Source organism: Caballeronia concitans, from assembly GCF_001544615.1.
Classification (GTDB): domain Bacteria; phylum Pseudomonadota; class Gammaproteobacteria; order Burkholderiales; family Burkholderiaceae; genus Caballeronia; species Caballeronia concitans.
This window is the reverse complement of sequence record NZ_FCNV02000009.1, coordinates 16,862-38,784: the sequence shown is the minus strand read 5'-3', so window position 1 is coordinate 38,784 and position 21,923 is coordinate 16,862. Positions and strand designations below refer to the sequence as shown.

At 61.3% G+C, this 21,923-nt stretch carries 19 protein-coding genes; 9 read left to right on the top strand and 10 right to left on the bottom strand.

Features of this window, described 5'->3' with window-relative positions; translation table 11 throughout:
- Nucleotide 1: 1 nt before the first annotated feature.
- The 4 genes from AWB72_RS19405 to AWB72_RS19390 form a co-directional block, all read right to left on the bottom strand.
- Nucleotides 2-919, bottom strand: coding sequence for an AraC family transcriptional regulator (locus AWB72_RS19405; RefSeq protein ID WP_087128494.1), 918 nt, complete (start codon nt 917-919; stop codon nt 2-4).
- Between the two features lie 17 nt (nt 920-936).
- A complete protein-coding gene (locus AWB72_RS19400) occupies nt 937-1,905 on the bottom strand; it encodes a LysR family transcriptional regulator (protein WP_087128492.1) in 969 nt (322 codons plus the stop codon).
- A 176-nt stretch (nt 1,906-2,081) separates the two neighbouring features.
- A complete protein-coding gene (locus AWB72_RS19395) occupies nt 2,082-2,762 on the bottom strand; it encodes a 2-hydroxychromene-2-carboxylate isomerase (RefSeq protein WP_040051091.1) in 681 nt (226 codons plus the stop codon).
- 176 nt (nt 2,763-2,938) lie between these two features.
- Nucleotides 2,939-4,420: a TAXI family TRAP transporter solute-binding subunit gene (locus AWB72_RS19390; RefSeq protein ID WP_087128491.1), complete on the bottom strand. Its 1,482-nt coding sequence runs from the start codon at nt 4,418-4,420 to the stop codon at nt 2,939-2,941.
- 541 nt (nt 4,421-4,961) lie between these two features.
- Between AWB72_RS19390 and AWB72_RS19385 the strand changes: the two genes are divergently transcribed.
- Nucleotides 4,962-5,336 (top strand): BON domain-containing protein, encoded by a 375-nt coding sequence (locus AWB72_RS19385; RefSeq protein ID WP_087128489.1) that lies wholly within the window; start codon nt 4,962-4,964, stop codon nt 5,334-5,336.
- A gap of 88 nt (nt 5,337-5,424) precedes the next feature.
- Here the strand turns inward: AWB72_RS19385 and AWB72_RS19380 are convergent, their stop codons facing one another.
- The 4 genes from AWB72_RS19380 to AWB72_RS19365 all read right to left on the bottom strand — a co-directional run bounded on the left by AWB72_RS19380 (nt 5,425) and on the right by AWB72_RS19365 (nt 9,050).
- Entirely contained in the window at nt 5,425-6,198 is a 774-nt protein-coding gene (locus AWB72_RS19380; RefSeq protein ID WP_087128488.1) for a DUF2242 domain-containing protein, read from the bottom strand.
- A 222-nt stretch (nt 6,199-6,420) separates the two neighbouring features.
- Entirely contained in the window at nt 6,421-6,732 is a 312-nt protein-coding gene (locus AWB72_RS19375) for a DUF4148 domain-containing protein (protein WP_087128486.1), read from the bottom strand.
- Between the two features lie 171 nt (nt 6,733-6,903).
- Nucleotides 6,904-8,163 carry a flippase gene (locus AWB72_RS19370; protein WP_159459387.1) on the bottom strand — a complete coding sequence of 420 codons (1,260 nt, stop codon included), beginning with the start codon at nt 8,161-8,163 and terminating at the stop codon, nt 6,904-6,906.
- 26 nt (nt 8,164-8,189) lie between these two features.
- Complete coding sequence (locus AWB72_RS19365; RefSeq protein WP_087128483.1) at nt 8,190-9,050, bottom strand: hypothetical protein; 861 nt, start codon at nt 9,048-9,050, stop codon at nt 8,190-8,192.
- A 1,127-nt stretch (nt 9,051-10,177) separates the two neighbouring features.
- Between AWB72_RS19365 and AWB72_RS19360 the strand changes: the two genes are divergently transcribed.
- The gene (locus AWB72_RS19360) at nt 10,178-11,113 is read left to right on the top strand and encodes a GNAT family N-acetyltransferase (RefSeq protein WP_159459386.1); all 936 of its coding nucleotides are present in this window, start codon (nt 10,178-10,180) and stop codon (nt 11,111-11,113) included.
- Between the two features lie 37 nt (nt 11,114-11,150).
- On the top strand, nt 11,151-12,191 hold the full coding sequence (locus AWB72_RS19355; RefSeq protein WP_159459385.1) for a helix-turn-helix domain-containing protein: 1,041 nt from the start codon (nt 11,151-11,153) through the stop codon (nt 12,189-12,191).
- Nucleotides 12,192-12,216: 25 nt separating this feature from the next.
- Here AWB72_RS19355 and AWB72_RS28945 read toward each other — a convergent pair whose 3' ends face one another.
- Complete coding sequence (locus AWB72_RS28945; protein ID WP_159459384.1) at nt 12,217-12,381, bottom strand: hypothetical protein; 165 nt, start codon at nt 12,379-12,381, stop codon at nt 12,217-12,219.
- Nucleotides 12,382-12,512: 131 nt separating this feature from the next.
- Nucleotides 12,513-13,613, bottom strand: a complete 1,101-nt coding sequence (locus AWB72_RS19345) for a GNAT family N-acetyltransferase (RefSeq protein WP_087128477.1) — start codon at nt 13,611-13,613, stop codon at nt 12,513-12,515.
- 260 nt (nt 13,614-13,873) lie between these two features.
- Here AWB72_RS19345 and AWB72_RS19340 point away from each other — a divergent pair, with 260 nt between their 5' ends.
- From AWB72_RS19340 to AWB72_RS19315, 6 genes are all read left to right on the top strand, one after another.
- The gene (locus AWB72_RS19340) at nt 13,874-15,145 is read left to right on the top strand and encodes a DUF1972 domain-containing protein (protein WP_208863159.1); all 1,272 of its coding nucleotides are present in this window, start codon (nt 13,874-13,876) and stop codon (nt 15,143-15,145) included.
- A gap of 103 nt (nt 15,146-15,248) precedes the next feature.
- A complete protein-coding gene (locus AWB72_RS19335; protein WP_087128473.1) occupies nt 15,249-17,486 on the top strand; it encodes a polysaccharide biosynthesis tyrosine autokinase in 2,238 nt (745 codons plus the stop codon).
- Between the two features lie 77 nt (nt 17,487-17,563).
- The gene (locus AWB72_RS19330) at nt 17,564-18,463 is read left to right on the top strand and encodes a glycosyltransferase family 2 protein (protein ID WP_087128472.1); all 900 of its coding nucleotides are present in this window, start codon (nt 17,564-17,566) and stop codon (nt 18,461-18,463) included.
- Nucleotides 18,464-18,501: 38 nt separating this feature from the next.
- Nucleotides 18,502-19,389 carry a glycosyltransferase family 2 protein gene (locus tag AWB72_RS19325; protein WP_159459382.1) on the top strand — a complete coding sequence of 296 codons (888 nt, stop codon included), beginning with the start codon at nt 18,502-18,504 and terminating at the stop codon, nt 19,387-19,389.
- Between the two features lie 141 nt (nt 19,390-19,530).
- Entirely contained in the window at nt 19,531-20,760 is a 1,230-nt protein-coding gene (locus tag AWB72_RS19320; RefSeq protein WP_143754650.1) for an O-antigen ligase family protein, read from the top strand.
- On the top strand, nt 20,757-21,908 hold the full coding sequence (locus AWB72_RS19315; protein WP_208863158.1) for a glycoside hydrolase family 99-like domain-containing protein: 1,152 nt from the start codon (nt 20,757-20,759) through the stop codon (nt 21,906-21,908). Before AWB72_RS19320 ends, AWB72_RS19315 begins: the two co-directional genes overlap by 4 nt.
- The last annotated feature ends 15 nt before the right edge of the window (nt 21,909-21,923 follow it).

The window sequence follows — 21,923 nt, the reverse complement described above, 5'->3', positions numbered from 1 at the left end:
TTCAAGCGATCCCATTGCGCGCCCGGAACCCGCCGGGCGCGACGCCGTGAATCTCCTTGAACCGCTTCGAAAAAGCGGCTTCCGACTGATACCCGACTTCCGCCGCGATATCCGCGATGCTCTTCGTCGTATGCGTGAGCATCGTGCCGGCGAGTTGCATCCGCACGTGGCTCAGCAGCGCGGCGGGCGAACTGTCCGAATGCGCCGAGAACGCGCGCATGAACGTGGCGCGCGACATCGCGGCTTCCTTCGCGAGCAGTTCGAGCGTCCACGGTTCGGCGGGGCGCTCGAGCATCGCGATCACCGCAGCGCCGAGCCGCCGGTTCGCGAGCAAGCCGAGCACGCCCGCGAGCGTCGGCTGCTCGGCGAGCCACGCGCGCAAGAGCATCGTGAAAAGCGCGGTCGATAACGCCGCGACGATCGACGGCGCGCCAAGCTGCGCTTCCTCCGCTTCGCGTCGCATGGCGGCGACGAGCGGCGGGAGATAAGGCGCGGACGCGCGCGTGAACGATACGTGCACGACATCAGGCAACACATCGATCAGCAACGCGCGCGGCGCGTGAAGAAACCGGCCGCATAGCAGGTCCAGCGCGGGCGCTTCCTCGCCGCAGTTGCTTTGCACAATGACCGCGCCGTTGTCGCGCGCGTGCATCGCGTCGGCTTTCGATGCCGCGCCCGCCGCGATGGAAAGCACATGCGCATCGCCGCGAGGCAGAAAGAGGATATCGCCCGCGTTCAACGCGATCGGCGGATGCCCGTGGCGCACGACCTCGCATGTGCCGTCCAGAACGACGTGATAGATCGCTTCGCCCGCCGGCGCTTTCGCGTGATCGAGTTCCAGCGGGCCGGCGAGCAGGCAGCGCAAGTCGAGCGCGCCGGAAAGATGCGCGAGCTGGATCAACCGGTCGAGTGCGTCCATATCCGAAGCCCGACGCGCTATTTCGACATCGCGCCCGCCAACTCCTCGGCGGCGGCGGCTTTTCTGCGTGTCAGCGAATCCGACACGCTCGCGATCAACGCGCGCAACCACGCGACATCCGTGGATTCGTCCGGCTGCGGCAGCGAAAGCTGATAGCACTTGATGCGCGGAAACGGCACCGGCGATTCGAGCACCGCGAGCGGCAGCATCGCCGCGTAATGCTGCGCGAAGCGGCGCGGCGCGGTGAAGATCAGATCCGACTGCAACAACACTTGCGGCACCAGCCCGAAGTACGGAATCGTCGTGACGATGCGACGCCGCACGCCCGCCCGAGCAAGACCGATATCGATCGGATGCCGCTTCGCGCCGCTATACGGCGTCGGCGCGAGATGCGCGGCGCGCGCATAACGCTCGACGGTCAGCGGCTCGCGCGCGAGCGGATGATTCGCGCGCATCAGGCACACGAAGACATCGGTGAACAGGTCGTGGCGCTCGAAGCGCGGCTCGGGCTTCGTCCAGTTCGCGAACATCAGATCGATCTCGCCTTCGTCGAGCGCGCGTTCGTGATCGCGCATCGGATTCAGCGATTCGATCTCCAGCCGCGCGTTCGGCGCGGCATCGCGGAAAGCGGCGACGAGCGTCGGCATGAAGAAATCGTTCAGATAATCGGGCGCGGCGACGCGAAAGGTGCGGCGGGAACTGGCGGCGTCGAAATCGCCGTGCGGCGTGGCGACGAACTCCACCTCGCGCAACGCGCGCTGCGCCGGCGCGAGCAGCGTCTCGCCGTATTCGGTCGGCACCATGCCTTGCTTGCCGCGCACGAGAATGGGGTCGCCCAGGATTTCGCGCAGGCGGCGCAGCGCGGTGCTGATTGCCGGCTGCGTCTGGTTCAGCCGCTGCGCGGTCTGCGTGACGCTGCGCTCCAGAAGCAGCGTGCGCAACACGCGAATGAGCCAGATGTCGAGGGAATCGGCGGGATCGTTCATGGGCCTGGGACGAAAAAACGAAGGGCGCGGCGGCGCGCCGCTTCTTCACGCGCGCCACGCCGCACCCGAAGTTAACCGCGTTCCGATTATTGACGCCATAGCGCAAGCCCTATGCGCGGCATCGGCGATTGCGCCACGGTTGCGCCACGATCGCGCCGCGTGCCCGCCCCGTGCGCTCAGGCGCCGATTTCCGCCGCGTTGCCGAAGTCCGTTTCCCTCGGCGCCATCGGCAGATTGCTGATGCGCTTCACCTCGGCGGCTTCGAGCCAGTTCGGCGAGCGCGCCACGTACAGCACCATCGGCAGCGTGTCTTCGCCCCAGAAAATCTGATCGTTGACGATAAACGTCGGCACGCCGAACACGCCCATCTGCACGGCGCGGTCGTTGTTGTCGCGCAGCTTCGCCTTCAGGTCTTCATCGTCGATGCGCGATTCCGCCTCCGGCATGCCGACGCGCTCGCACAGCGCGCGAAAGCCTTCGGGCGTCGACGGATCGCGCCCTTCGCGCCAGATGAAGCGAAAGATGTCGCGCACGCACGTGATATTGCCATCCGCGAGCACGGCGAGGCGCAGCGCCTTCACCGGATCGAACGGATGCGCGGGCGGCATGCGAAACGGAATGCCGAGCTGTTCGGCGCGAAAGAGCGCGTGGCGATACGTGAAGACGCGCTTCGAGGGAATTGTCGCGGCGTGCGGCTGCTTCCAGCGGTCGAGCAGCTTCAGCAATTGCACCGGCACGAATTCGAACGGAATGTCGGGCCACTTCTCATGCTGCTCGAGGAGCAGGTAGGAGAACGGCGAGATGAAATCGAAGAAAAAGTACGGTCGACCGCCAGCGGTCGAATGCGGGGCACTCATGTCGTTTCTCCTTGCTTTTGGCGCCTGGCGTGGCCTCGTCGCTCGTCGCTGGATGGTGCGGGTGTCGCGAGCTTTTGCCGGTCTTCATCAGGCGCGGGCGTCGTGTCCTGCATTCTTCGTGGCCAAAAAGCGCCGCGTGTCCTCTCGATCGCTTTCCACGATCGAACCTTTAGATATTACGTGCTGCCTTGCTCCGTGTCTGCACGCGACGACGCTTGCGCCGATGCAGCCGCCCGGCGGCGCGTGGCGTCGGCATCGGTATCGCCCGGAGCGACGGCGGCATTCGCCAGCCGCTCGCGCACGAAGCCGATATGCTCGCGCAGCACGTAGAACTGATCCGCGAACGCGAGCGGCATCTTCATGCGATTCACCGCGGATTCGATCCCGTCGATGCGGTCGAGCAGGGCATCGCGCTGCGCGGTGTCCGGGCCGCTGATCGTTTCCCGTTCGATCGCAATCAGCGCGCCATACCAGCGATAGATGCGCGACTTCACGCGCCAGCGATACAGCCCCGGCACGAGCCGCAAGCCGGGAATGAGCACGACGATCAGCGGCACCAGCACGACGAGCACGCGATCCGCGAGACTCGCGAGCCAGAACGGCAGCGTGCGGTACAGGAAACTCTTGCCCGACTTGTAATAACGCTCGGCGTTGTCGCTGATCCGGAATTCGTGGGCCAGCGGCGCGGGAAATTCGTTCGCCCGCTGCAGCAGGTTCGCGCGGCTGTGGACTTCGCGCGCGGCCTCGACGAGCAGATCCGACAGCGCGGGATGCAGGCTGTCGCGCGCGATCAGCTCGGCGGTCGGCGCGATCATGTGCACCGGGCGCGGCGGCAGGTTCGTGGCGAGATCGAACGCGCCCATCGGCAGTTCGATTTCCGTCAGATACGGAAAGCGGCGCGCATAGGCATCGGCCTGGGCGAAATCCATGAAGCGGATGCCGGGCGTGCGCACGAGCTTGGCCATCGTCGGCGGCTGCGCGGAATCGCCGGTGAGGAAAACCGCGTCGACCTGGCCGTCTTCAAGCGCCTTCGCGGCGGCGTCGCCGGCGAGCGGCAGAAGCGGCGTGTCGCCGCCAGGCTCGATGTGATTCGCCTTCAAAAGCGTCAGCGCGAGCGCGCGCGTGCCGCTACCTTCCGCGCCGATCGCGAGCCGCCTGCCTTTGAGTTCCGACAATCGCGATACGGGCGCGCCGCGATAGAACACCGCGAGCGGCACGTACGCCACGCTGCCGAGCGATTCGAGATTGTCGGGCGTCGCGCCGGGCTTGGTCATGCCGCCCTGCACGAAGCCGACATCGACGCCGGATTTCGGATCCGAGAGGCGCGTGAGGTTGTCGAAGGAACCCTGCGTTTCGATCACGTTGAGCGTCACGCGGTTGCGCGCGAGGATCTTCCTGTACTTCTGCGCGCTGTTCCAGAACGAGCTGCCCTTCGGACCGGCGGCGATGGTCAGCGAGTTCGGCGGCGCCGGCTGGATCAGGCGCACGGCGAAATACAGCGCGACGATGGCCACGAGAACGATCGGGCCGAAAGTCATCGCGAAATCGCGCCAGGAAATCGCCACGAAGCGCGCGACGATCTTCGGTTGCGGACGGCGCCGCGATTTGGACTTCGCGTCGGATTGTGCGGATTCGGTATCCGCTTCAGGCTGGGTCATGTCGATGCGTCGAGTCGGATTCCTGCCCGAGAGCTTAACCGAAGGCGCGGCGCGGGCGGTCTGTCGATCGCGGCGGCGCGGCCTCAGCCGATGAGTGTTACACGCGTGTGGACGCGTTCATCGCACTGTTGCGAGCCGTCGCAGCAACGGCGCGCGCGTCGTTAAATGCTTTGCGCTAATGGCCGCGCTGGGCTAAATTGACGTTCGCCGCCGTACGATAAGAAAATTTCTATCCGCGGCCCGATATTTGGGCTTTCAGGGCCGCGCCACCTGGCGCGACAGTGCGCATCGAGCGCGCCGTGCGGCAGGATTCCATAGACGAGCCGAGGGCCATCGAGCCCGATCGATCGGCCGGGTTTGTTTCGTTCGCCAGCCTCTCGCAGCATTGCATCACAGCATCGCGGGCTTCTTCGCCGCGCAATCGTCAGTCGTTCTCATCGACGATTCGCGCGGCCACGATCGCGCGATGCGGTCCGGTTTGATGTGCAAACGAGCGAAGTAGCACTGTGCGAAGTCAACAAGCGAAACAAAAGGAGAAACCATGAAAGCAGTCGATCTGTTGAAGGCTCTGGGCGTCGTGGTCTGCGTGACGGTGGCGTCGAGCGCCTATGCCCAGTCGAGCGATGCGGCGGCCACCACCAGCACCGAATCCGCTGCGCCGACCAAGGCGGAGAAATCGGCGACCAAGAAGAGCGATCGCTCGCTCGGTTACGCGGTGCGCCGCGCGCTGTCGAAGGCGCAAGGCTTCGACGTGTCGAATGTCTTCGTCCGTGCGCGTGGCGGCGCGGTCACGCTGACCGGCACGGTGCCGGAAGGCGCGCAAATCGCGCAGGCGGAAGAAGTGGCGAAGGGCGTGTCGGGCGTGAAGTCGGTTTCGAACAAGCTCACGCTGAGCGCGCAGAACGGCGGGAAATAATCGAACGGTCGAACGGACCGCTTCGAAGCAGGTCCGAACGGGCTCCGGTTTTTGCCGGGGCCCGTTGTCGTTTGTGCTTGCTCGATTTTTAGTGCACGACGGCCGATGCCGGCTCCGCCGCCGATGCCGCCACCGGGTCCGATGCCGCCGCGGCCTGCGCCTGCCGCTTCGTCTCGGCTGCGGCTTCCGGCGCCTGAATGGCGGTCGCGGCGGCGGCGGGCGCCTCCACGACGATCGGCGTCGGCGTCAGTTCGGGCGACGTCACGATCAGCGACGGCGCGAGCGGCTTGCTGTCGATTTCATCGGCGGCAACGGGCGAACTGCGCGGCACCGTCCGCAGATAGTGGCCCATCAGATTGAAGAAGCGGTCATAGAACTTGCCGGCCGGGACGGTTTCGCTCGAAATCTTGACCATCGCGTCGCTGTTCGAGCGGATCGGCAGCGAAAGCGAGCCGAGCACGCTCAGGCCGACGCTCGCCGACGTATCGCTTTTCTTCAGCGTATAGCCGTCCTGCACGGCATTCACATAAGCGATGCTCTGATTCGCCGTGTTCTCGCCCGGCGTGCAGACGACGTGGAACGACACGACGACGTGCGTGTCGGCGGTCGGCTGGAAGTTCTTGGTGGCATCGACGGTATCGGGCTGGGCCATCGTCGTGAGGAAGCCTTGCGACAGCAGCGCGCGGCGCGCGGCTTCGCAGGTTGCGTTCACGGTGGCGTCGAAATTGTGCGCGAACGGGCTCGTGCCGGAATTGAAAAGCTCCTGCTGATAGGTTGGAGTGGTGGCGGCACGGCCTCCGCAAGCGGCGAGAGCAAGAAGACCGAGGGAAACGACAGCAAGGCGCAACGACGAGATGGGCATGGCGGCGGCGAGAACGAGATGTGTGACACGGCAGACACAAATTGTAGTGCCGTCGGACTCGTCGGTGGAAAAAGCGAAATCCGAAATCTTTTTGAAATCCGTGGCTTACAGTGATATGACCGGCTGAAAGGCGGGTAGTTCGGTCTTTTGTGCGACGTTTCCGGACGCCCAAAAGCCCGGCGTGCAAGCCGGGCCGGCGAGCGGCAAGTCGCTTGGGCGATGTTACGGGCGGCTGTAGTCGACCGCGTTCACGGCTGCGCGTTGCGCGCCACCGGATGCCGATGCACTTTCGGTCGCGCCGCCGAACGACGTCGCGGCGACGCCTTGCTGCGCTTGCAGCCGGGCTTGCGCGGCCTGGATGTTGGCCGGGTAAGTGGTCTGATCGCCGGCCGGGTTGTAGCCGGCGCGTTCGAGTTGAGCCAGTTGCGCCTTGACCTCGGCGCGGGTGAGGGCGCCAGTGTCTTGCGCCTGGGCGAAAGCCGGAACAGCCAGGGCAGACGCGATGACGATGGCAGGAACGATCGACTTGAACATGATGAAATCTCCGCATTCTGATTCGGGGAACGTTGCAGCGGGTTTGGCACTGCTTCGTCGTTGAGAGGCAGTGTAGGCGCGTCGGAACCTAGTAAAAACCCTAATACGACGAAATCAGAATTGTCGGATTGACATCAATGGATCGATGCGGCTTGGCGAGCGTGTCGATGATCAGGGCGTTCCTGCCGCATTCTTGGACTGACCGTTCGCCAGGAGGTGAGTGTTGATCCTCGCGGTCCTGAACCAGATGACCACGGTCATGAAGAACTCCGTTGCGGCCACCGACCACGCCGCTCCTACGCCGCCCCAGAGGTAGATCGCCAACGGCATCTGGCAAAGATGAAAGACCGCGCCGCCGACATAAATGCGCTTCAACACGCTCTGATTACCCGAAGCCACGATGCATAACTGCACCAGCGTCGCGGCGACACCGATGATGGCGGGCACCAATATCATTACCTGCAAGATGTCGTAGGTCTTGCTGAATCCGGCGCCGTAAAAGTGTTCAACGAACCACTTTCCTAACACCTGGAAACCGATCAAAAGCGCTACACCCGAAACAGTGAAGATCGTGACGATGCGGCGTAATAGTTCAACAGCCGACGAAACCTGCCCGTTCGCGTATAACTGACAGACTCTCGGGAAATAACCCTGGATCAACGGAAAGGAAAGCTGGCGAAGCGGCGTCGTCAGTTTTTCCGCGGCGACGTAGTATCCGACATCGGCGTTGCCCGCAATGGCGCGCAGGAACACGACGTTCGCGTACATATAAACCGATGTCAGCGCCGAACTCACGAATATGTGATATGCATCCTTCATGTCGTGGACGATATCGCGGACCGTGACCTTGCATCCGAATGAGACCTGTCGTGCCGTGAAAAGCCATATCGTCAATAGCGTTCCCGCAATCAACGGCGGAGAAAACTGCAAGGCGGCGGCGATATTCACGTCTGCCGGCGTTCTGACGAAAATGAAAAGCGGGACCAGCATGACCGCGCGGACGAGCAGCATCGAAAGGGCGAGGGTCGGCATTCGCTGCGTGCCCTGATAAAACCATACAGGCGTGAGCACGCTTCCCCAGATGATGAACATGCTGAGAAGCATCGACACGCGATTGGCATCGCTGCCGTGTCCGAGAAAGGCGATGCCGGTCAGCGCGATACAGCAAACTACGGCAAGCAGCGATTTTGCGCTGACGGTAGTCCAATAGATTTTGTTGAGCGTTTCGGGTTCGTTCGCATGAATGGCGACTTTGCGCGCACTCGTGAGGTCGAAGCCGAACTCCACGAGGATCAGCAACATCTGCGCGACGGTTTGCGCGTACCCGACGATGCCGAACCCCGTCGGCCCGAGCACGCGCGACAAGTAGGGCAACGTCACGATGGGCACGGCATAGTTCAGCAACTGAACCGAGTACAGCGCGGCAATCACCTTTTTCATCGACATGGTTGTTTTCGTTAGACCGCCGCAAGACCGAGGATAACCATCGCTTTTTCCGCACGGCTCAACTGCGGCTGGACGAGCGCGGCCTGAGCGCCTTCCAGACGCATGCTGAGAAAAAGCTCTTGCAAGATGCAGCGTGCTTTCGCGGCCATTCGCCGATAATTATCAGGCGACAGCGGCTCTGATTTATACCAGGCGTCCGGCGAGCCGGAAAACAGCCAATGCGAAATATGAGACCGCAGCGAAGGCGCAACGTGGTCGGAGAAAAATTCGTCTTCGTTCGGGCTTTCATTGATGCACGCATTGAGCGCCGGCACGTAAATCTGGTTATGCAGGTTTTGCAACGCTTGCTTGTCCATGAGAAACAGATTCGAGCGCACCCAGCGGCTCGTATGTTCGCCGCACAGTTCGAGCCGCCGAGGCACGGAGTCTATATTGCCGATAACGACATTCGGACCAAGATCAGCCTGGGCCGCGCGGCTGAACTTTCGAATGAAAAACTTGTTGATCGGATAATGACTGCCGACCGTGTCGTTGGCGAAAAGGCAGGGAAAATCATCGGCACCGGCGTGGCGCAGATCGTCGAGTCCTAATTGGTACGCGCCGAATTCCAGACCGGCATTGTCGTGCCGTAGCACGTACACCGGCGCGGTGAGATAGTCGAAATGTTGTTTGACTGCGCGGTCATCGATTTCAGCGTTGTTGATTATCAGGCGCAACGTCCTGACGCTTTGTGTTTCATTCAGCGCCGATGCGACCTTCGCGATTCTCGCAATATAGTTCGCGTAATAAATGACTACGACGTAATGGACTTCGTTGTTGTACTTGTTTCCATCCAGCCGTTCGACATCATTCTGGACGATTTCACGTTGCATCCCTTACCTCCGTTGGCAGGCGTGGCGCAGGTCTCGCGATGCCCGGAAAAACCTCGCGAGTGGAGTCTAAGCACGAACGAATAGGGACTTCGGTGCGCAACGTTCGCCGTCTTCGACGAGACAGTTGCATCGGGCATGACCGCCCGGCGGATGCCGCCCTCAGATAATAAACAGGTCGACGCCAAGCAAGCAAATCGGACTGCAAAATTAGGTCGGCACAGTGTTGTGTAGTTGTGGATGCGAACCAAGGGCCCGTGCTCTGTGGCGGAAGCCGCGCGATCCCCGGTCGTATCATAGAGAGATTTGACGGAGACCGCTTTGGGTTTGTCAGAACATGGCAATTTTTTCGGGGTGCATTTAATCAAGCGGAAACTGTGTGCGCTGACACACAGTTCGCTGGTTCTATCAGCATGCAGTATCAGACACATTGCAGACAGCCAGGTTTCTCTGCAATTTGTGCGACGGCGGGGGCTGCAAGCCGAATATCTCGCTACATACTTCACACTATTACAAGCTTTCTGCCCGACTGAATTCCCCAGGACTTCTATGGTTCTGAAGCCGGAGTCATTCCGGGTTAAGTGAGAATAGGTCGCAACATGAGTCGCGATGCACGCTCGAATTCGGGCAGTGATCTGTTATCGGTGACTCGGAAGCCCGATTAAGCAAGCGACGTTATCGTTTTCCCCAGTATCACACGGAATGTAACGCGACATTGCGGGCTAGTGAAGAAAGACGGGCCTTAAGAGACGTCCTTGAGCGTGTGCTGAAAGGTGTTCCTTTCATTATCCCTTTGACATTGCAATATCGTCGCGTCAGGCGGCGCCGCGAGCGGTTTGCTACGACGACAAGCGGCGATTAGCACGAGAAGCAATGGCAAGCGCAGTTGAACGACGCTTTGCTCACGTCCTATGAAACGGATAACACCCTCACAGATAGGACTGCGAATGTACGAGCCTCTCGAAGAAATTGATGTTATCAACACACCTGAGAGTTTTCATGCGTTGCGTGAGCAATGGCATGAGCTATGGGTTCGCGCGCAGGGCAAGCACCACGAATCTTTTATCGTCTGTTGGTTGGCGTGGGACCGGGTCGCAAAGCCGGCGGGCAGATCGCTTCGGGTCATCACGGTGCGCCGCGATCGACGCCTCATCGCGGTGTGGCCGCTGGTGCGTTCGCGTCACCGTCTCTGGACCGTGTTGCAGCCGCTGGGTCCGGATTCGGCGGACTATACGACCGTGCTGGCCGATCCCGATCACGCCTCGGTTCAACTGACGAAGTCCATCTGGCTCGCGGCGCAAAAGCGGTGCGCGGCCGATCTCATCGTGCTTCCTTACCTCGGCTGCGCGAGTCATCTGTATCAGCTCGCCGTCGAGCATGACGGGCTGATAAGAAACACGGTCGATTCGTATGCGGTCGCGCGCCTGTCGCGCGAAGCGAACTGGGAGAGCTTCGCGGCTTCGCTCGGCACGATGTCGGGATGGAAGCCGGGCGCGCTGCGCCGGCGCATCGAGAAGAAGGGAAAGGTCGAAGCGACGATGCTCGGCCCGGAAGACACGGAAGAGAACGCGCGGATGATCGACTGGATGCTGGCGAGCAAGCGCGAGTGGGCGGAGCGTGCGAACAAGAAGGGCACGTGGCTCTATTCGCGCGCGTACCGGGATTTTTTGGTCGCGCTCGCCAACCAGCCGGGCGAGGGCGATGAAGACGCGTGTGCCCGCATCCTCGTACTCAAAATGAACGACGCGCCCATCGCGGTGAGTCTCGTCGGCATGGGTAAAAGCAGCATGCTGGGCGTGATGAACAGCTTCGATCCGAGTCACGCCAAGCTCATGCCCGGCGCGATCTCCGTCGAAGCGTGGGTGAAGTGGGCGCTGGAACGCAAACAGGATTTCGATCTCGGCGTGGGCGACGAACGTTTCAAGCCTTACTGGAGCAAAGGAAACGTTGCGGCCGTGTCGACCCTGGAAATCGCGCATTCGGCATGGGGACGCGTCGTTCATGCCATGCGCGAAGCACGCGCAAGCCGTCGGCCATCCATGCCGGTGCGTCACGAAAACACGTAGCGCGATTGCAAGCATGCATCCTTGCCTGGAGAAAGATATGAACTCAACTCAAAGTCAGTGGTGCAAAGAAGTATCGACGCAGTTGCGTATCGCAAGCGTCGATGTCGAAATCGTCCTGTTCGACGGATTCTCGCTGCCAGGCGTCGCGGCGGTCATCGAAATCTTTCAGCGCGCGAACGCATCCGCGCGAGCGCCATCGGACGGTGCGCCGCTTTATAACGTGTCGCTGTTGTCGGCTTCGGGAGGATCGGTCGTCAGTTCGTCGTCAGTACATGTCTGCACGGAGAACACCGCCGCGCAGCGCGCGTCGAGCCCGACGATTCTGCTGTTCATCGCGGGCGGCGCGGGCGCCGAGCGCGCGGCCTGCGACGAACGGTTGTCGGCGTGGGTGCGCCAGCGCCACGCGGTGAGCACGATCGTGTGCCCGATCTCCGAGGGCCAGCTCATTCTGGACGCCGCCGGACTCTCCGCGCGATACGACGAACCGCATGCCGATGCGCCCAACGTTCATCGCATTCATCGGCACGATCAGTCGCACAGCGCGCATGCAGTCCGGGCTGCGTTGCGGACGCCCAGGGACAATCCGCGCGACGGCATGCTCGAGCGGCTCGCGCGCGCGCTTGCGCCGGACGCCGACGACGCCGACGACACCGAGGCCGATTTCTCCGCCGGCGCGGAATTGCCGCATCCCGTCAGCGACAAGATCATGGCGTCGGCGCGCTGGCTTCAGGCCAACGCCGAGCGTCCCATCTCGATCGAACTGGCCGCCGAAGTCGCCGCCATGAGCGAGCGGAATTTCCTGCGCCGCTTCAAGGCGGAAATCGGCGTGACGCCATCGGACTATCTGCAGCGGGCGCGACTCGAGTTGAGTTGCAGGATGCTGATCGAATCGCAACTGCCCGTCGACAAGATTGCGCGCCGCTGCGGTATCGGCAGCGGCGGGCAGCTCGCGAAACTGTTCAAGAAGCATCTGTCGACCACGCCCACGGAATATCGCTCGCGCAACGCCAGTGGCCGCCGCGTGCTCGTTCGATCCAGCGACTCGCGATATCGCGCACCCTTGCATTCGTGCGCGTGACGAAGTCTCGTTGTTGGTCCACCCGTCATCGCCAGAGCGCGTAGAGGCGCTTTGCGAGCTTCTCGAGCGCGCGGTCCTGCTCCGCGTTGAGGCGTCCCTTCGCCGCGAGCACGAGACGATCGGCGCGATCGACTTCGCATCGACGCACGAGTTCTTCGAGTTCGCTCACCGGTATGGCGACGGATTTCATGCGGAGTTTCTTTGCGCGGTCGATCAGTTCCTGTACGCGCTCGATCAAGGTCTCTGTCATTTTGAGTCAATTGCCCTTGGCATAGCCATCCTTATCGTCCGGCCTATAGATAGAATCATTAATACGTAAAACTAACGATTAGACTCGTTCGTTTCGCTAGACCGCTCCGACTTGCTCGCCTCGCTCCGTCGCTTCGCGCGCTCACGCGATCGGCTTCGGATGCCGCGGCAAATGGCGAAATCGGCCCGTATCTTCTCGAACTGGTATCGGTGGATCAGATGTCCACCGAAGCCCGCCAGAAACTGAAGAATGCCCGCAGTCGACGTGCCGTCGAAGTCGAGGTCCAGCTTTCTTTCGCGTGCAATCTTCATCGCCTCCCAGACAAGCAGCGCGACCGCACCGCTATGCGACGTGGCTTGCCGCGTCGTCAGCAGGTAGTAGAGGTTGCAGCGGTCCCAGACGAGCGCGGTCGCGGCGCACAACGAGCCGTCGTGATCGAACGAACCGATGATCGTGCCCGCACGGCGCGCGAATACTTCTCGCAGCACGCGCCGCATGACCTCGGAGCCGTATTCGTTCTCGAGGCGGCGCGTGACGAGATTCGCATCGTAGAAGTCGACGAAGGTATCGACATTTTCGATCTCCCGTATGAGGAAACGCTCGGACGAACGTCGAATGCGGTTTCGCGTGTTCCATCTGAGCCTGCTCCACGCAGATTCCTCGTCCGCGTCCGGCGACAGTCTGAGCGTGAACTGCACGGACACGTTGTAGCCCGCGAGCCTGAACGCGGCGGCTTCGGCATCGGAGGCGCTTGGGTCGGCGAGCTGATGAAAGTGCGCGCAGTCGGGTAACTGCGCGATCAGTTGTCGCGTGACTTCGAGGCGATGCACCCACTCGGGGCCGCCTGCGTCCGCGGCTTGCCGGCGAATGACGGGGCCGAGGGTTCGCGTGAGCGGCGGCAGATACGACACGCGCCACAGACGGCTCTTCGTCGTGACCGAGTAAGGCATCTCGGCAATGGTCTCGTTGCCCGTCTTCACGACGGCCGCCTGCCAGTTGTTATCCGTCGTGGCGTCTAGCCACCACGGTTCGTGAAAAAGGGTTCGTTCGGTCAGACCTTTGTTCGGCTGATGAGGATGCAGCGGGTCCAGCGCCTGATCCGCCGAGCGCTTCACGGAATGCGGTTTCAAGGGAGCCGGAACCGCGGACATGGGAATCTTTTCGATCTTCATGGCAGTTCTTTTCCTCTCGCGTCGACCAACACGATGCTAGGGAAAACTATCTATTCCTTTCCGTCAAAGGCGGGCTCAAAACCGCCAAGCCGTCATGCGGATGAGCAGTCGAAGGCGCCGGCCATCCAGGTTGTCGGATTCGATCACGACAGTGACGGAATTCGCCACACGACCCGCTCTAGCCTTGAGGCTTATATGCCGTAGTGGCGAGAATCCCAACGACCGGGTCGATCAACATGTCAGAAAAGCAGCTGTCAATCATGGGCACGCGGGGCATCCCGGCACAGCATGGCGGATTCGAGACATTCGCCGAGCGGCTTGCGCTCTACCTGACCAAGCGAGGATGGATCGTGACGGTCTATTGCCAGGGGCAGGTCGGAGGCACGCAAGTCGTGGAAGACACCTGGTGCGGCGTGAAGCGGATCTTCGTCCCCGTCAAGCGCGACGGTGCGTTCGGCACGGTCGAGTTCGACTGGAAAGCTGTTCAGATCGCGGCGAAACGCGAGACGCCGCTGGTTCTCACGCTGGGCTACAACACGGCCGTCTTTTGCACTTACCTTCGTGCGCACGGCGTCAAGAACCTCATCAACATGGACGGGCTCGAATGGCGTCGTACCAAATGGCGCTGGTACGAGCGCACATGGCTGTACATGAACGAGCGCATCGGCTGCTGGACGGGGAATCATCTCATCGCCGACCATCCGTCGATTGCGATGCATCTCGCGACGCGCGTGAAGAACCGGAAGATCACCATGATCCCCTATGGCGCGGACCGGATCGAGGGATCGGGCTGCACCGTGCCGCGTGAACTCGGACTCGGGCAGGTCCGCTATGCGCTCGTGATCGCGCGTCCGGAGCCGGAGAATTCCATCGTCGAGATCGTGACTGCGTTCTCGCGCCGGCCGCGCGGCGCGAAGCTCGTCGTGCTCGGCAAATATGATCCCGTCGGCAATGCGTACCACCGCGAAGTGATGGACGCGGCCGGTCCCGAAGTCCTGTTTCCAGGCGCGATCTATGACCAGAACACCGTGAAGGCGCTGCGCTATCACGCGCTTTTTTATCTGCACGGGCATCAGGTGGGCGGCACGAATCCGTCGCTGGTCGAATCGCTCGGCGCGAGTTCCGCGATCATCGCGCACGACAATCAGTTCAACCGCTGGGTCGCCGGTCCCGACGCGCGCTTCTTCGCCAACGAATCCGAATGCGACCTGCACATCTCCGCGTTGCTCGCCGACCCGCCGACCGTGCGGGCGATGCGCGAGGCGAGCGGCCGCCGATTCGACAGCGCATTCCGATGGGACAGCGTCCTCGCACAGTACGAAGCGCTGCTCGAACGCAATCTCGTCAACGAGAAGAAGCCGAACGTTTTCCCGGTGCCGCCGGCAGTCGAATCGGCTTCGCTCGGCATGCTGTTCAAACCCGCCGCCACCATGAAGAGCAGCACGCTTCCCGCGACGGAGGCGCGTCCTCACCTTGCCAGTGTCGAGGTCGAGGCCATCTTCGAGGAGACCGAGATATCCGGCCGGCACTGAGCCGCCGAACGCCGCACACAAGAAAAGGGACGTTTGCGCGTCATGCGACGACGACAGGCTCCTGCAACGCATCAGATAGTCACGGCAATCCGGAACGAACACGATGAATCACGGCAAATCACCCGCGCTGGACCGAACGGAAGAGTCCGACGAATACGGATTCGTGCGGCTCATCGACATCCTGATCGAGCAGCGTCGAATGATGGTGCTCGTCACGATCGCCTGTGTGCTGGCGGGCGTGCTGTATGCCTTCCTCGCGCCGCCGGTGTATCAGGCCGACATCATGCTGCAGGTCGAGGACAGTCCCGAAATCTCGTCTAGCCGAAGCACCATTGCGGACGTATCGGCGCTCTTCGATGTGAAATCGACCGCTCCGGCCGAAGCGCAAATACTCGGGTCGCGCCTCGTCGTGTCGCGCGCAGTCGATGCGGTGCACGCGTACATCATCACCGCGCCCAAGCGTGTGCCGATCATCGGGCGGCTCGTCGCAAAGGAAGCGTCGGAGGTGTCGAACCCCGGCTTGTTCGGGCACGGCGGTTACACGTGGGGCACGGAAACCATCAAGGTTTCGTCCTTCGATGTACCCACGCGAAGCGAGGAAAAGACCTTCACGCTGACCGTTCTGCCCGGTGATCGGTACGAGCTGACCGGACCCGGAGTGGAAGCGGGCGTGGAGGGACGCATCGGGCACAAGGAAGTGTTTCGCGTCCGGAACGGCGATATCCGGCTGATGGTCGATTCGCTCGCCGGCAAGCCCGGCGCGGCGTTTTCGTTGACTCGCCGCTCGCGCGCCGAGACGATCGCGGACATCCAGTCGAGTCTGAACATTCAGGAAAAGATCAAGCAATCCGGCGTGGTCATCGCCACGTTGCAGGGCAAGGACAACGTCTATCTGCGCGATCTGATGACGCAGATCGGCAGAGAATATGTCCGGCAGAACGTCGACAGAAAAGCCGAGGAAGCGGCGCAATCGCTCAGGTTTCTGGATACGCAACTGCCTTTGCTGAAGCAGCAGCTGCGGGCATCCCAGGAGCGGCTGACGCGATTTCGCGACGAGCACGGCACCTTCGATCTGGACGTGGAAGCCGGCATCATGCTCACCCAGTCTTCCGAAACGAAGGCACGGCTGATCCAGTTCATCCAGAAGAAGCAAGAGTTGTCCTCGCGTTTTAGCGGCAGTTCCAAGGACGTGCTCGCAGTGGACCAGCAGATTGCCACGCTGCAGAAGCAGGCGGACGACTTCGAGGGCAAGATCAAGCGGCTGCCCGAGCTGCAGCAGGAACTGGCGAGGGTCATGCTCGACGTGAAGGTGAACACGGATCTCTATACGTCGCTCGTGACTAACGCCCAGCAACTCATGCTGGTGAAGGCCGGCAAAGTGGGCAACGTGCGGCTCGTGGACACGCCGGACTTGCCGGAAAAAGGCGTGAAGCCGAAGAAATCGCTCGTGCTCGCGGCCACGCTGCTCTTCGGGCTCATCGCGTCCACCGTGGCGGCCTATACGCGCAGCGTGCTGTTCGGCGGTTTCAGTTCTCCGTCGCAGATCGAGAAGAGCGTTGGCCTGAGCGTGTTTTCGACCGTGCCGTTCAGCAAGATCCAGGCGTCGTTCTCGCGGCGCGGCACGAAGCGCCCTTGCAAGCTGCTGGCCTACGAAGCGCCGCATGATCCGTCGATCGAGAGCTTGCGAGGCTTGCGCACGGCCTTGCAGTTCGCACTCGATCAGGCGAAGAACGCCGTGGTGATGGTGACGGGCCCGACGCCGGGAGTCGGCAAGTCGTTCGTGTCGGCCAATCTCGCGGCTCTCCTCGCGACGACAGGCAAGCGCGTTCTGCTGATCGACTGCGATCTTCGCGACGGGCATCTGCATCTCTGCTTCGGCGCGCAGGCCAACGCGGGCTTCACGGAAGTGATCACCGGCGAGGCGAGTCTGGAGACCGTGACTCGCAAGGTCGGGCCGGACCTCGATTTCATTCCGAGGGGTTCGCTTCCGCATAACCCGTCGGAACTGCTTGCCCGGAAGAACGTGCAGGATCTGATCAAGGATCTGTCGCTCAAGTACGACGTGGTGCTGATGGATTCCGCGCCCATCCTGACCGCCACCGATGCGACCGTGCTCGCTTCGTCGACGGGCACCGTGTTCATCGTTGCACAGGCGGGCGTCACCAAGGCGGGCGATATGACGGAGTGCGTGAAGCGGCTTTCGCAGAACGGCGTGGTTCCGGCCGGCGTGATCTTCAACGGCGCGAATCCGAGTCTCGGCCGCTACGGATTCGGTCCGACCTACGGCGCCTATCGCTATACGCCGCACCCGTATCCCGAACCGCCCCGGCTCATCGAATAGCGAGTCCCGACTTGGAACGCCAGTCGGAAAGCGGGCGATTCTCGCGGTCACAGGCTCACCTTCGTCTACAACGACATATGCCACAACCCAGGATTTCCGTGCTGATGCCAGTGCATAACGGTGAGGCATTCATCGAGGAGGCAATCCGGTCGATCCTTCAGCAGCGGTACCGAAACTTCGAGTTGTTGATCGTCAACGACGGATCGGACGATCAGACGCATGCCATCGCCACGCGGATCAGCCGGGATGATCCGCGCGTGCAGCTTCTGTCTCAGGAGAAGGCCGGTATCGTCGCGGCGCTGAACCTCGGCATCAGCCATGCGAATGGGATGTATCTGGCGCGAATGGACGCGGACGATGTCGCGCATCCCATGCGTTTTTCGATTCAGCTCGAACGCATGGAAGCGGAGCCGCGTCTGGTGGCGTGCGGAACGGACATCGTCAAATTCGGGCGTTCGCTTCAGTACGTATCGACGCCGGCTACCGATGAGGAATGCAAGGCCTTGCTGATGATCGAAAGCTGCTTCGCGCACCCGACGGTGATGATGCGCGCGCGTGTGATTCAGCAACGAAGTCTGCAGTACCGGGCCGACGACAAGTACGTCGAGGACTACAGGTTGTGGACCGAACTCGCCACGCACGGCGAGTTCGCCAATATCTCGCTTCCGCTGCTGCGATACCGCACGCATCACGATCGCGCGGATTCCTGGCGCACCGAACGTCAGCGAGACGCACATGTGCGGATAGCGAGCGAAATGCTCGAGCGGCATGGTTGTTCGATAGAGAGCGGGACACTCAGGAAGTTTCTCTGGCCCTCGGATTCAGGCGTGAAGAAAGCGCTCGAGTACTTTCTCAGCACGGGCGTTCTGGCGAAAAGCATCAACGCCACAGCGCCGGAATGTGACTGGCTGCGCGAACGCACCCGAAGAATTCGCGTTCGCAACACGATGAAGATGGCGGCGCGCAAGAACGTGTAGGCCGCTGATCGGAGATGAAGACGGTTAAGGAGTGGCGAATGCGGACCAACAAGATGGTGGATGTGAGCCTCGTCGTGGCCAATTACAACAATGGCCGCTATCTCGAGGACTTTTTGGACTCGGTGCGGACATCGACGCGCTTGCCGCGAGAAATCATCTTCGTCGACGACGGTTCGAAGGATGATTCGCTGAGCATCGCCCGCCAGGCAGTCCATGCCTTGCCGAACATGAAGATCATCGCGCTGCCGGTCAATGTGGGCTTTGCCAATGCACTGAACGTGGGCATCGCGAATGCGTCCGCGACGTTCGTCATGCGCATGGACCCGGACGATGTGCTTCACCCCGAGCGCATAGAACGCCAGTACGATTACATCACCCGACATGAACTCGACGTGGTCGGCAGCAACGCGATCATGTTCCACGACTCGACCAACGTCGTCATCTGCCAGACCAATTTCCCTGCAACGCACGGTGAGATCGAAAGGACCATACTGAAAGGGGAGAACGGCGTGCTTCACGCCACCGTGCTCGGCCGCACGACCTTCTTCAAGCGCATTCCGTACATTCAGGAAAACGTTCCGGCAGAAGACTACGACATCTTCGCGCGCTTTCTCAAGCTCGGTGCGCGATTCGGCAATGTGCCCGAGCCGCTGATCCGCTATCGGATACACGAAAAGAGCGCCTCGAACAGCCTCAAGTTTTCGACTATCGCGAAGACGTATGAGCTTCGCGACACCATCTTCGGCGTCTACACGCCGCGCTGGCGCGTGGTGACCTACTACTGGTTCATCAAGTCTTACCGAAACTATCTCGCATCGCGATCGGTGATTTCAAAATGTCTTTGGGCAGGCGTATCATCAGTTTGCTATCCTAAGAAACTAATGCGGAAGATCACGACGACTTTCATCTTGCGGCCGGGAAGATGATGCGACAGATTTCGTTCGATGTTTGCAGCGGCATGAACGTTCATGCAGCGGCATGGCTCGACAACACGACGCCATATCGTTCGATGGCGACGAGGCATTGCGTCCGGGAGGTCGCTCGAAATGCGCCGTGAGATGGATGACATGCTCATCTACTATATTGTCGGCGCCTTCGCTCTCGACAATATCGTCAATTACTTCGTGGCGGTGCCGGTGTATGTCGCGTCGATTCCGGTGTCGCTATTGTTGATGTTCCGCCTGACGCGCAACCGGCTCGACCGTCTGTGGTTCATCGCGTGCATCCTGTGCCTCGGCTTTTCCGCGGTGGTCAACTTCTTTCGCTTCGCCGTATCAATCGAGGACCTATCCGACATTCTCTTTCTCGCGCAGTTTTTCTCGGCGTTCTTTTACGCGAAGAACTCGCGGGTCAGTCCCGCCGCGATCAGCCACGCCACGTATGTCTTCGCGATACTTTTCCTGCCGGCGCTCGTCGGCATCAACGCGGGAAGCTCCGAGGCCGACCCGGACGTATTCCTCTCGGGATCGAGAGACATCGAATTTCTCAGGCTTTATAACCAGGGCATGTATCGGCTCCCTCATGTAGCGTCGTACCTGCTTGCCTTTGCCTGTCTTTGGTGGACATACGTGGCGTCTTTCAGCCACAAGGCCAGACACTTCCTGCTCGCCGCGATCTTTCTTTTTCTTACGCTGTACACGGGGTCGCGCACACCGATCATCGTGATGGGCGCGGCCTATCTCGTCGCGAACTTCCGCTTGCAGGCGCGAGAGATCCTGATCACCGTGGTCATCTTCGTGATCGCGGGGTTCGTCATCGCCAATATGAAGGACATGATGGACTTCCTCTTTGGCAGCTTTCTCTACCAGTACCTTTCGTTCTTCGACACGGTGATCAACAACTTCGACCGCCTGAGCCGAGTGATTATCTGGGACAGCTGGTTCTCGGCGATATCGGACTTCAACGGGCTCGACTTCTTCGTCGGCCGGAATTTTTCCAGCTCGTTCGACTTCAACTCGCGCAAGATCGGACTCAATATCTGGTTCCATAACGACTTCCTCAGCGCGTTCTACGCGTACGGCATATTCGTTTTCTCCGCGTATCTCATTCCGCATCTGATCGCGCTCAAGGTAGCGATACGGCGGCGTGCATCGGCACGGCTGCTTTGTTTGCTGGGCCTGTACATTTTCGTTGCGGCATTCGTGAACGGGTTCTATAAATACCTCCCGGTCATGTTCTTCGTCCTGCTGTTTTCCGACAGATCGGAAGTGGCCGCGTACGCCAGAGGCGCTTCGTTCCGGCGCGCGGGACAGCGGCGAGTTCGGCTCGACGTCGACGAAGCGACAGGGGCGCGATGATGAAGTGCGCGTTTTGTTGGGCCGTCGCGCTCTTCAGCGCACTGCTGCTGTCGACGGCATGCGCCGACGATAACGTGGTCAAGCGCGATAACGTCGGCGTCTACTACTATCCCGGGTGGAAGCATTCCCCGCCGCTCGTCAACGATCATCCGTGGGACGCGATTCGCAAGTACGGCGGCCGAGAGCCGCTTCTCGGCTGGTATGACGAGGGCAGTGTCGATGTCGCGACACGTCAGCTTCAGTGGATGCACGATTACGGCATCGACTTCGTCATTTACGACTGGTACTGGGTCAACGAGGGAGGCGCGGCGCTCACGCAGGCGATCGACGCCTATTTGAAATCGCCCGCGCGCTCCTCGGTCAAGTTTTCGATACTCTGGGCCAACCACACCGATACGCCGAGTTCCGTCGAACAGTTCGATGCCATCGTCGATTACTGGATCGCGCATTACTTCGGGCAGGCGTCGTATTACCGCGTGAACGGCATGCCGGTCGTCTTCATCTTTGCGCCTTACGATCTTCAAGGCAAGGCGTCTTCTTTCGGCACGGACGTGTCACAGCTCTTCGAACGCGCGCGTGAGAAAGCGGTCCAGGCGGGCCTGCCGGGCATCTATTTCGTCGCGACGAGCCAGGCCGTGGCGGGCCCCGTCGAGCAGGATCTCCCCGACATGGGATACGCCGCGATCAGCGCGTACAACTACCATTTCGGACTCGACGGAAGCTGGTCGCGAAACACGCCGCTGTCGCATTCGTATGCGGAACTGGCCGGAGGATACCGCAAAAGCTGGATGTGGATCCTCGCGCATTCGAAGCTGCCGTACTTCGTGCCCGTCACCTCCGGCTGGGACAAGCGTCCGTGGGGAGGGAGTCCCGACAGGCTGCACGACATGTCGTACGGCACGCCGGGCGAGTTCGGCGAGCATCTTCGACAGGCGCAGGCCGTGCTCGACCAGTATCCCGAGAAGACGCTGCGCACGGTGGTCATCTGCTGCTGGAACGAGTTCGGTGAAGGCTCCTATATTGAGCCGACCAGGAAATGGGGCTTCGACTATCTGAAGCAGATACGAACGTCATCGACACAGGTGCGCCGCGAGAACAGCACCGCGCGCGATGGACATGTGCCGATCGCAGGCACCACGTCGCCATGATTTCCTTCAAGCAGT